Origin of the sequence: Pseudoselenomonas ruminis, from assembly GCF_008271295.1 — a bacterium.
Classification (GTDB): Bacteria; Bacillota; Negativicutes; order Selenomonadales; family Selenomonadaceae; genus Selenomonas_A; species Selenomonas_A ruminis.
The window spans coordinates 1-12,273 of the sequence record NZ_VTOY01000008.1 but is presented as its reverse complement, the minus strand read 5'-3'; the positions used below and the strand labels follow the sequence as shown (position 1 = coordinate 12,273).

6 protein-coding genes are annotated in these 12,273 nt (G+C 52.3%); 5 read left to right on the top strand and 1 reads right to left on the bottom strand.

All coding sequences use genetic code 11. The features are described 5' to 3' along the window. The first annotated feature begins 11 nt into the window (after positions 1 to 11). The 3 genes from rpoB (at position 12) to FZ040_RS09500 (ending at position 8,695) form a co-directional block, all read left to right on the top strand. Positions 12 to 3,740 (top strand): DNA-directed RNA polymerase subunit beta, encoded by a 3,729-nt coding sequence (rpoB, locus tag FZ040_RS09510; RefSeq protein ID WP_149171768.1) that lies wholly within the window; start codon positions 12 to 14, stop codon positions 3,738 to 3,740. 18 nt (positions 3,741 to 3,758) lie between these two features. Beyond that, positions 3,759 to 7,766, top strand: a complete 4,008-nt coding sequence (gene rpoC, locus FZ040_RS09505) for a DNA-directed RNA polymerase subunit beta' (protein WP_149171767.1) — start codon at positions 3,759 to 3,761, stop codon at positions 7,764 to 7,766. Positions 7,767 to 7,858: 92 nt separating this feature from the next. Beyond that, positions 7,859 to 8,695 (top strand): Mrp/NBP35 family ATP-binding protein, encoded by an 837-nt coding sequence (locus FZ040_RS09500; protein WP_149171766.1) that lies wholly within the window; start codon positions 7,859 to 7,861, stop codon positions 8,693 to 8,695. A gap of 445 nt (positions 8,696 to 9,140) precedes the next feature. Here the strand turns inward: FZ040_RS09500 and FZ040_RS09495 are convergent, their stop codons facing one another. Then, positions 9,141 to 9,992: an AraC family transcriptional regulator gene (locus FZ040_RS09495; RefSeq protein WP_149171765.1), complete on the bottom strand. Its 852-nt coding sequence runs from the start codon at positions 9,990 to 9,992 to the stop codon at positions 9,141 to 9,143. 138 nt (positions 9,993 to 10,130) lie between these two features. Between FZ040_RS09495 and FZ040_RS09490 the strand changes: the two genes are divergently transcribed. Beyond that, complete coding sequence (locus tag FZ040_RS09490; RefSeq protein WP_255448828.1) at positions 10,131 to 10,490, top strand: diaminopimelate epimerase; 360 nt, start codon at positions 10,131 to 10,133, stop codon at positions 10,488 to 10,490. Between the two features lie 151 nt (positions 10,491 to 10,641). Next, complete coding sequence (locus tag FZ040_RS09485; RefSeq protein WP_149171764.1) at positions 10,642 to 12,165, top strand: flotillin family protein; 1,524 nt, start codon at positions 10,642 to 10,644, stop codon at positions 12,163 to 12,165. Positions 12,166 to 12,273 lie beyond the last annotated feature (108 nt).

Here is a 12,273-nt window from a genome sequence, read left to right as displayed (position 1 = left end):
GGGTGAAGGATTTGTTATTTAATCCTGTGCCGGTGGGCAAAAGAACCAGGTATAGCTATGCCAGAATCAAGGAAGTCATGGAAATGCCGCATCTGCTGGATATCCAGCGGAACAGCTACAAGTGGTTCCTCGATGAGGGTTTGCAGGAAATTTTCAACGACATTTCGCCAATCAAGGACTTTTCCGAGAATCTCGTACTGTCCTTTGAAAGCTTTTCGCTTGGCGAGCCGAAATATGGGCTCGATGAGTGCAAAGAGCGCGATGTGACCTATGCGGCTCCTATCCGGGTCAATGTCCGTCTCATTAACCGTGAGACCGGTGAAATTAAAGAACAGGAAGTATTCATGGGCGATTTCCCGCTCATGACGGATACGGGTACGTTCATCATCAATGGTGCTGAGCGCGTTATCGTCAGCCAGTTGGTTCGTTCTCCTGGTGCATATTATGGAGAAGAGATTGACCCGACCGGTAAACATCTCTATAATTCGACGGTAATCCCGAACCGTGGCGCTTGGATTGAGCTCGAGACGGATGCAAATGATGTTGTATCCGTACGTATCGACCGCACGCGCAAGATGCCGGTAACGTATTTCATCCGCGCCCTTGGCTTTGCTACTGATGAGGAGATTATCGATCTCTTTGGCGAAGACCCGCGTATCATGAATACCCTCGAGCGCGATGGCGAAGAAGTTAAGTCTCAGGGCAAAGCTGTCATTGAGATTTATAAACGCCTCCGTCCGGGTGAGCCTGCGAATGAGGATAATGCAACGCAGCTCCTCAATTCGCTGTTCTTTGACCCGAAACGCTACGACCTGGCTACGGTCGGCCGTTATAAACTGACGAAGAAACTGGGCTGGAAACGCCGTATTCTCGGTAAAGTATTGGCTGAGCCGATTGTTGATACGGAGACCGGTGAAATTGTCATCCCGCAGGGCGAAGTCGTTACGGAAAGCATGCTGGATGCTGTCGACGCTGAGCGTGAAAAGCAGCTCTTTGGTGAGGGCAAACTGATTACGCTTTATGCGCTGACCAAAGATGGCGGCAAAGTCAAGATGCTTTGCAGCCCGACGCTTGACATCCATGAGCGTACGATTACGAAGAACGATATCATTGCGTCCATTAACTATCTGTTGAATCTCATGGATGGTTTTGGCAACACCGATGATATTGACCATCTGGGCAACCGCCGTGTCCGTGCAGTAGGTGAGCTGCTCCAGAACCAGTTCCGTATTGGTCTTTCCCGTATGGAGCGCGTTGTTCGTGAGCGCATGACGATTCAGGATGTTGACGTTATCACGCCGCAGGCTCTTATCAATATCCGTCCGGTTGTGGCAGCAATCAAAGAGTTCTTTGGTTCTTCGCAGCTGTCGCAGTTCATGGACCAGCATAACCCGCTGTCGGAACTTACGCATAAACGCCGTCTGTCGGCACTTGGACCGGGTGGTCTGTCGCGTGAGCGCGCAGGCTTCGAAGTCCGCGACGTACACAACTCCCATTACGGCCGTATGTGTCCGGTAGAGTCTCCTGAGGGACCGAATATCGGTCTTATCGGTTCGCTGGCTACCTATGCCCGCGTCAACCAGTTCGGCTTTATGGAGACGCCGTACCGCCGTGTCGATAAAGTCACGCATCAGGTAACGGATGAAGTCCGTTACCTGACGGCTGATGAAGAGGATGAGCTCGTAATTGCTCAGGCCAATGAGCCCCTCGATGAAAATGAGTGGTTTGTCAATGAGCGTGTAACGGCTCGTTATAATGAAGAAACTGGTCTGCACAACCGCGATACGGTTGACTACATGGACGTTAGCCCGCGTCAGGTCTTCTCGATTGCAACGGCTATGATTCCGTTCCTCGAGAACGACGATGCGAACCGTGCCCTCATGGGTGCGAACATGCAGCGTCAGGCTGTTCCTCTTCTCCGTACGCAGGCACCGCTCGTCGGTACTGGTATGGAGTATAAGGCAGCCTGTGACTCCGGTGTCATGATTCTCGCGAAGCATGCCGGTACGGTTGAGCGTGTAACGGCTGACTTCATCGATGTCCGCCGTGAAGACGGTCAGCTCGACCACTACAAACTGCAGAAATTCCTGCGTTCCAACCAGGGCACCTGCATCAACCAGGTTCCTATCGTATACAAAGGCGACAAAGTTGTCGAGAAACAGCCGATTGCTGACGGCCCGGCTACGGACCACGGTGAGCTGGCTTTGGGTTACAACATCATCGTTGCCTACATGCCTTGGGAAGGCTACAACTACGAGGATGCTGTCCTCCTGTCGGAGAACCTCGTAAAACGCGACCTCTACACCTCGATTCATATCGAAGAGTACGAGTGCGATGCGCGTGATACGAAACTCGGACCAGAGGAAATCACTCGCGATATCCCGAACGTTGCTGAAGAGGCTCTTAAAGACCTTGACGAAGAGGGTATCATTTCCATCGGCGCTGACGTACGTCCTGGCGATATTCTCGTCGGTAAGGTCACGCCGAAAGGCGAGACGGAGCTTACGGCTGAGGAGCGCCTGCTGCGCGCTATCTTCGGTGAGAAAGCTCGTGAAGTCCGCGATACGTCCTTGCGTGTACCGCATGGTGAACAGGGTAAAATCGTTGACGTCAAGATTTTCAGCCGCGAGAACAACGATGAGCTGCCGCCAGGCGTCAACCGCCTTGTCCGCGTCTACATCGCCCAGAAACGTAAGATTTCCATCGGCGATAAGATGGCAGGCCGTCACGGTAACAAGGGTGTCGTTTCCCGCATTATGCGTCAGGAAGACATGCCGTTCCTGCCGGATGGTACGCCGGTTGACCTCGTACTGAACCCGTTGGGCGTTCCGTCCCGAATGAACATCGGTCAGGTGCTCGAGGTTCATCTCGGTATGGCAGTCAAAGTCCTCGGTCAGCAGATTAAGGATGGCGATCCGACGGTTGAGCAGCGTCTCCGCGATGCCGGCTATGACTTCGATAAGTATGGCATGCCGAAACCGGATGTCGCTGGTATCCACATCGCAACGCCGGTCTTCGACGGTGCGAAAGACGATGATGTATGGGGCACGGTTAAAGCTGCTGGCCTGCCGGCTGACGGCAAGACGGTCCTCTATGATGGCCGTACGGGTGAGCCGTTCGAGAACCGCGTAACGGTTGGCTGCACCTACTTCCTCAAGTTGCATCATCTCGTTGCCGATAAGATTCATGCGCGTTCGACCGGACCGTACTCCCTCGTTACGCAGCAGCCGCTGGGTGGTAAAGCTCAGTTCGGTGGCCAGCGTTTCGGTGAGATGGAGGTTTGGGCCCTCGAGGCATACGGTGCCGCTTACACGCTGCAGGAAATTCTGACGGTTAAATCCGATGATGTTGTCGGCCGTGTTAAAGCTTATGAAGCTATCGTCAAGGGCGAAAACATTCCAGAACCGGGTGTACCGGAATCCTTCAAGGTTCTCATTAAAGAGCTCCAGTCTATCGGTCTCGATATCAAGGTGCTCAATGAGGATGCTAAGGAAATCTCGCTCTTGGACGAGGATGATGATGAAGATATCAACAAGACGGCGAAGGATCTTGATCTTGACGTCGCTGGTGTTGATCCGAATAAAGAAGGCGCCGCTGCGTCGCAGACGGCTGGAGCAGACTCCTACGATGAAGGTGCTCCGTCTGATGATGAAAAGCCGGACGACATCATTGCCGACATCGGCAGCATGGGTTCCATTGAAGACCCGGCCGTAGACAATGCTGATGATGGTGAGGAATAAGAAGGGAGTGTCATCTCTTTGCTGGATGTAAATAATTTTGATTCGATGCGCATCGGTCTGGCCTCTCCGGAGAAAATCCGTGAGTGGTCATACGGTGAGGTTAAGAAGCCGGAGACCATCAACTATCGCACGCTAAAACCAGAGCGCGATGGTCTGTTCTGCGAGCGTATCTTTGGACCGACCCGTGACTGGGAATGCCATTGCGGTAAGTATAAGCGTATCCGCTATAAGGGCATTGTCTGCGACCGTTGCGGCGTTGAAGTTACGCGTGCTAAGGTACGTCGTGAGCGTATGGGGCATATCGAGCTTGCCGCTCCGGTATCCCATATATGGTATTTTAAAGGTATTCCGAGCCGTATGGGCCTGATTCTCGATATCTCTCCGCGAGCTCTCGAGAAAGTCCTGTACTTTGCTTACTATATCGTTCTGGATCCGGGTGAGAACACGGATCTGGCCAAGAAGAGCCTGCTTTCCGAGAAAGAGTATCACGATGCTCTCGAGAAATATGGCAACACGTTCCGCGTCGGCATGGGTGCTGAGGCTATCAAAGAGCTCCTCGATGAGCTCGACCTCGAGGCCATGAGCGAATCGCTGCGTAAAGATGTCCGCACGACGTCTGGCCAGAAGAAAATCCGTGCCATCCGCCGTCTGGAAGTTGTCGAGGCTTTCCGCAAGTCTGGCAACAAGCCGTCCTGGATGATTCTTGACGTTGTTCCGGTCATTCCGCCGGAACTGCGTCCGATGGTACAGCTCGATGGCGGCCGTTTCGCAACGTCCGACCTCAATGACCTGTATCGCCGTGTCATCAACCGTAACAACCGCCTGAAACGCCTGCTGGATCTCGGTGCGCCGGACATCATCGTCCGCAACGAGAAACGCATGCTGCAGGAAGCTGTTGATGCTTTGATTGATAATGGTCGCCGCGGCCGTCCGGTCACTGGTCCGGGCAACCGTCCGCTCAAATCCCTTTCCGATATGCTTAAGGGTAAACAGGGACGTTTCCGTCAGAACCTGCTCGGTAAGCGCGTTGACTATTCTGGTCGTTCCGTTATCGTTGTTGGTCCGGAACTCAAACTCCATCAGTGTGGTCTGCCGAAGGAAATGGCACTGGAGCTCTTCAAGCCGTTCGTTATGAAGAAACTCGTTGCTTCGGGTGCTGCTCATAACATCAAATCGGCTAAGCGCATGGTTGAGCGTGCACGTCCGGAAGTTTGGGATGTGCTTGAGGATGTCATCAAAGAGCATCCGGTTCTCTTGAACCGTGCCCCGACGCTGCATCGTCTCGGTATCCAGGCTTTCGAGCCGGTCCTCACCGAGGGCCGTGCCCTGAAGCTCCATCCGCTGGCTTGTACGGCATACAATGCCGACTTCGACGGTGACCAGATGGCAATCCATCTGCCGCTGTCGGCTGAGGCTCAGACGGAGGCCCGCATCCTGATGCTGGCTGCCAACCACATCCTGGCACCGAAAGATGGTAAACCAATCATCGTTCCGACGCAGGACATGGTTCTGGGTGCTTACTATCTGACCATTGTCCGTCCGGGCGCAAAGGGCGAGGGCATGGCTGTTACGGGTATTGCCGAGGCACTGCTCGCTTATCAGCAGCATGACCTTGACCTGCAGGCACAGATTACCTGCCGCATCGAGGGACATGGTCTCGTCAAGACGTCGCTGGGCCGCATGATTTTCAGTGAAATCCTGCCGCCGGAGCTGCGTTACTTCTACAAAGAAAAAGATTCCGACCAGGAATGCCTGGGTATCCTCATGAACAAGAAGGAACTCGGCAAATTGGTTGCGAACTGCTATAATCACTTTGGCGCTACGAAGACCGCTGAGGTCATCGATAACGTCAAGAATCTCGGTTACCATTACGCCTGCATCGCCGGCATGACGGTTGCTATCTCCGACGTTATCGTACCGCCGAAGAAAAAGACCATCATCGCCGACACGCAGAAGATCGTCAACAAGGTTGAGCGCCAGTTCGACCGCGGTCTTATCACCGAGGAAGAGCGTTATCATAAGGTCGTCGACCTCTGGTCGGTTGCTACCGATGATGTCGCTGATGCGATGATGGACAACATGGACACCTTCAACCCGATCTTCATGATGGCTGACTCCGGTGCCCGTGGTAACAAACAGCAGATGCGTCAGCTGGCTGGTATGCGCGGTCTTATGGCTGACCCGTCTGGTAAAATCATCGACCTGCCAATCACGGCAAACTTCCGTGAAGGTCTGTCGGTATCCGATTACTTCATTTCGTCGCATGGTGCTCGTAAAGGTCTTGCCGATACGGCTCTGCGTACGGCTGACTCGGGTTACCTTACGCGTCGTCTCGTTGACGTCGCTCAGGATGTCATCGTCCGTGAAGAGGACTGCGATATCTCGACGCTCAACATGGTTCAGGCACGTGCAAGACTCGCTGAGTCCACGCTGGATGCTCTTGAAATTCTCAACGACAGCCTTATGGGCCGTCTGCTCGGTGCCGATGTTCTCGATCCTGAGACCAAGGAAGTTATCTTCAAGAAAGATACGATCCTTGGCGAGGAAGAACTTCAGATTATCGGCGAGAAGAGCGTATCTGAAATCATGGTTCGCGGTTCTTCGCTGGCATCCGAGGCTGCTATCAGCAACGCGATGATTACCGAGGCAATTTCGCTGGGTGAGCCGGATGCGGCTGCTCGTGCGAAAATCAAGGATTCCATGCTGCATGAGATGAACGGCAAGGAAGTCACGCGTGATGTTGTCGACGAAGAGGGCAATGTTATCCTCGCAGCTGGCGAACATCTTGACGAGGCTAAGATTCAGGCCGTTCTCGACAGCAGTGCCAAGGAACTCCGTGTTCGCAACAATAACGTCCGCGGTATTGAAGTCGAAGCCATCAAAGAAGGCGACGGCATTATCGAGTCGCTGGCTGAGCGTATTGTCGGCCGTGTTCTCGCTGAGAACATCGATGACCCGCAGACGGGTGAGCGCATTGCGTCCATCAACGATACGGTCAACGAAGACCTCGCAAAACGCATCGAGAAAGTCCGTGACCGTGTATCGATCCGCAGTGTCCTGACCTGTAAGTCGCAGTTCGGCGTCTGCATCAAGTGCTACGGCCGTGACCTTGCCAACCAGGCTGAGGTTGAAATCGGTGAGGCAGTCGGTATCATCGCCGCACAGTCCATCGGTGAGCCGGGTACGCAGCTCACCATGCGTACGTTCCACTCCGGTGGTGTTGCAGGTGACGATATTACCCAGGGTCTTCCGCGTGTCGAGGAGCTCTTCGAGGCTCGTAAGCCGAAACATCATGCCATCATCGCTGAAATCGAAGGCCGTGCAGAGGTCGAAGATTCCGGTAAGGGCATGCGCAAAGTTACGATCGTTCCGGACGAGGGCGAAGCTCGTGAATATGCTATCCCGTATGGTGCCCGCATGGCAGCAAAACAGGGGATGCATTTGAAACCTGGCGACAAGCTCACGGAAGGTTCCATCAACCCGCATGATATCCTGCGCGTTTGCGGCCTGCAGGCTACGCAGCGTTATCTCGTATACGAAGTTCAGAAAGTATACAAATCTCAGGGTGTTGAGATTAACGATAAACACATCGAGGTAATGGTTCGCCAGATGCTTCACAAAGTGAAGATCGAGGAATCCGGCAGCACGGACTTCCTGCCAGGCGAATACATCGATATCAATTCCTTCGAGGGTGCCAACACGAAAGCTATCGAGGAAGGCGGCGAGCCGGCTGTGGCTAAACCGATTCTCCTTGGTATCACGAAGGCATCGCTGGCTACGGATTCCTTCATGTCCGCTGCATCGTTCCAGGAGACGACTCGTGTCCTGACGGATGCTGCAATCAAGGGCAAAGTTGACCCGCTGATTGGTCTGAAGGAGAACGTCATCATCGGTAAACTCATCCCGGCTGGTACGGGCATGAGCCGTTATCGCAACCTCAAGATTGTCGATAACGATCCGAAACCGGCTCCGGAGGCTGAGGCAGAGTCCGTAGTGGACGATGCTGCTGATACAGCAGAAGTTTAATCGTTTCGATTTACATGTTAAAAGGAGGAAACTGTCCAGGGGATGGTTTCCTCTTTTTTATAGCAAGATATTGATTTTAGGAGGCAAGAAATATGTCTGAAGCTTGTAATCACGATTGCAGTTCCTGTGGTTCGACTTGTGGAGAGGATACCCGCAAACTTAAGGATTTTCATGAAGACCCCAATGAACTCAGCGACATTCGTCACGTCATCGCTGTAGTAAGTGGTAAAGGCGGTGTGGGCAAATCGCTGGTAACGGGACTGCTGTCGGTGGCAATGGCACGTAAAGGCAAGCATGTTGGCATTATGGATGCCGATATCACCGGACCGTCGATCCCGAAGATGTTTGGTACGACCGGCGAAGTCCGCGGTACGTCTGCTGGTGCCTATCCGGTAACTACGGCTGGCGGCATTGATATCGTCAGTATGAATCTGCTGCTCGAAAACAGCACAGACCCGGTTGTCTGGCGTGGGCCGGTAATCAGCGGTGTCGTCAAACAGTTCTGGCATGATTTTATCTGGCAGGATGTTGACTATATGTTTGTCGACATGCCGCCGGGAACAGGTGATGTACCGCTGACGGTCATGCAGACGATTCGCCTGGACGGTATTGTCATCGTCACGAGTCCGCAGGAGCTTGTATCCATGATTGTGGAAAAAGCTGTGAAGATGGCCGAGGCGATGAAAGTGCCTATTCTTGGTCTGGTCGAGAACATGAGTTATTTTGAATGTCCGGATTGTGGCAAACGTCATGAAATCTATGGCAAAAGCCATGTAGAAGAAGTGGCCGCTCAGTATGGTCTTGATGTACTTGGCCGCATTCCCATTAAACCGGAACTGGCAGCGCAGTGCGATGCTGGTCAGATTGAAACGGTTGAAGGAAATTATCTCAGCGAGGCCGCTGCAAAAATTTTGGAACTTGATAAATAAAACGCTTAGGAGAAAAGCCCCGTTGACTCATGTAGAAGTCAACGGGGCTTTTGTCATTTACAGTTTGCAGGGGAGTAGTACCCAGCTCGTATTCGAGGTAAGTCGCCGGCGGCGGGGGCCCCAGTACCAACGCTCCACCGGTGACAACCCGCTACAAGAAATTTTTGCCTTTTAATTAAGAGTTGGAAAACAGTTAAACGCGCTTCGCTTGGACGAAACTGCTTTTCCAACGAGAACGCAGGCAAAAATTTCTTGCTTCACGCGGAACGTCAAGGCTACGCTTATGGTACTGGGGCCCCCGCCGCCTCGGTTAGAGTCGGCACGAATTGCTGCGCCCTCGGAGGGGGTAGCCCCGCGAAACTTGCCACAGACTCAGCTGCCCCTAGCGGCGGCGAAGAGTTGCTTCGAATGAGATTCGTGTAACCTACAAACTGTAATTTGAAGTTTAATGCGTATTTCGATATTCCCGGGGGGAGCATTGGAACATTTCCCGGAAGGCGCGGGAGAAGGTGGAGTAGTCGGCAAAACCGACTTCCCCGGCAATCTGGGCGATGGGCATATCACTGCGAAGCATATCGCGGGCCAGCAACAGGCGTTTGCTGCGAATATACTGATGCAGGGCATAGCCCGTATTGGCTTTGAATTTGCGCATCAGATAGAATTTGCTGGTGTAGGTATGGGCTGCCAGGGTATCAATGCTCAGGTCTTCTGCCAAATGCTGATTGATATAGGCGAGAACATCCTGGATTTTCTGGTCATAGGAGGCATTTTCCAGACCGGCCAGTTCGTGCCCTTCGAGCAGCCGGTTGATAAGGATCATAAATTCAATAAAGAGTATTTCGGTAAACAGTCCATTGGCGAAGCCTTCGCCATGGGCTGTTTTTTCTAATTTATCCATGTGGAACAGCAAATCGTGACTGGTTCCCGGAGCCTGATGCATGACACTGGCCGTTTCGCGGGCCTGGGAAAAGCATTGGGCAAGGTTATTGTGCTGCGGGTCCTGCTGCTGCCATCGCTCGAGAAATGAGGGCGCTACATAGATGACAATTCGTTCATAATCGGCAGAACCCGGCAGGAAAATGGGACGATGGATTTCGCCGGCTGAGACAAAGACGACATCCCGCGCCGTGAGGTGATAGGTCTTGCCCTCGATAACATAATCGACGTTGCCGTCAAGAAATAAAATGATTTTATGGAAATCGTGATAGTGGAATGGAATAGGCTTCAACGCTGAATCCTTCAGGCGGAATATGCGGTAATCCGTGGAAAGATAGCCTTTCTTCTCATAATCGCTCACGGTAGATACTTCCTTCCTTTGTAAATGCTATGTATTAGTTTAGTACATCTTTTGCAATATTTAAAGCATATTTTGTGATTTTATTGCAATTTAAACCTTGCTATAATAAAATCATCGAAAGACGAGAAGCGTCCGGGGATGGGCGCAGATGATTTAGAAAGGCCGGTGACAGAGATGATGTTAGTTCGCAGTTATCTGATGGAGGATAAAGAAGTTATGATGCTTGATGGTACGACGGGCTTCATGCCGGGTGCGGCAGCAATTCGTCTCCTAGCCAGCCGTCAGGGAGTAGGAGCAGACCGCATTATCGTGTTCACTGGTACGCAGGAAATTCCGTCGTTCAAGGCGTTTACGAGCGAGGGCGTGCAGGAAGACCTTACGGCGGCAGATTATCTGGTCTTGTCGCGCAGCCAGGCCGATTATGAAATCCGTTTGACCGATTATTTCGTAAGATGCATGCGCGAAGCTGATGCGCTGAATGAAGCGGCTGCCTGTTAATTTCAAAGGAAAAACGCTTAACTTCCTCGGATGAGGAAGTTTTTTTATTAACAAAAATCCAATGACAATTTAAAGCGAACAAAAGAATAAAGGCGCAAAATAGTACCCGTGATTGTTTTCCTAATACGAACTGATTTTATGGGAGGTTTTTATGGGGACTGTTTTGTTAATTGCGATTCCTGTTGTGCTTTTATTGGGAATCCTGTTTGTAGTGATTACGATGATGTATGTCAAGGCATCGCCGAATCGGGCGATTATCTTGTCCGGTTTGCGCAAGGAACCGCGGTTCTTAATCGGCCAGGGCGGTATCAAGATTCCGGCGTTGGAGCGGGCGGATTATCTGTACTTAGGCCAGATTTCCGTTGATATCAAAACGGGCCAGTCGGTGCCGACCAATGATTTTATCAACGTGCGCGTTGATGCCGTGGCGAAAGTTGCTGTGGCTAAGGATATCGAGGGGCGCAAGATTGCCGCGCTGAACTTCCTCAATATGAAGCCAGAGGAGATTGCCACCAGCCTGCAGGATTCGCTAGAAGGTAATATGCGTGAAATCATAGGTACGCTTGACCTCAAGGACATCAATACGGATCGCGATTCGTTTTCGGATCAGGTGGTCAGCAAGGCGTCCAAAGATATGCGCAACCTGGGTATTGATATCATCTCGTGCAATATCCAGAATGTCACCGATGACAATGGCCTTATCGTAGACCTCGGTGCCGACAACACGGCGAAAATCAAAAAGGATGCAGCGATTTCCCGTGCGCAGGCAGAGCGCGATGTAGCGATTGCCCAGGCGGCCGCTTCGAAAGAGTCTAATGACGCAAAAGTCAAAGCCGAGCTGGAAATCGCCCAGCGCCAGACGGACCTTGCCATCCGCAAGGCTGAGCTGCAGAAACAGTCGGATATCAAACGCGCTGAGGCAGATGCGGCTTATGAAATCCAGAATCAGGAACAGCAGAAGTCCATCCAGACGGCTACGGTCAATGCCGAAATCGCCAAAACCGAACGCGAGCAGGAACTCAAACAGAAACAGGTTGCTGTCCGCGAACAGGAATTGGCGGCAGAAATCCAGAAAAAGGCTGATGCCGACAAGTATGCGATTGAGGTACAGGCGCAGGCAGAACTGGCCAAGCAGCAGCGCGATGCCGAAGCACGTCTCTACATCCAGCAGAAAGAGGCTGAGGCGCAGAAAGCACAGGCAGAAGCGAAGAAATATGCAATGGAGCAGGAAGCTGCTGGTATCAAGGCCAAGGGTGAAGCCGAGGCAGCCGCTATCCGCGCCAAAGGTGAGGCAGAAGCTGCCGCTATGGACAAGAAGGCTGAGGCCATGAAGAAATATGGCAAGGCTGCCATGGCGCAGATGGCCATCGAAATCCTGCCGCAGGTGGCAGCGGAGATTGCCAAACCGCTTACGGCGATTGATAAGATTTCTATCATTGGCGGTGGCGAAGATGGTGCCTCGGTAGGACCGATTGCCGGGAATGTGCCGCTGGTATTAGCGAAGACCTTCCAGTCGGTTAAGGAGAGCACCGGGGTAGATTTGGCCGATATCATGCGCAGTGAATCCTACGATGCTAAGGTAACGCGCAATGTCAACGTAACCGGCGATACAACGCCTGATGAGACGGCAAAGATTGCAGCCGTAGCCAAGGCAATCGATGAAAAAAGCAAATAAATTTGAAGAACCTGCGAAATAGCAGATTCATCAGAAAAAGCCTTGTTGACGCATAAAATCAACAGGGCTTTTTTGCCAATTGCAGTTTGTGGGTTAGAGGAATGGGGG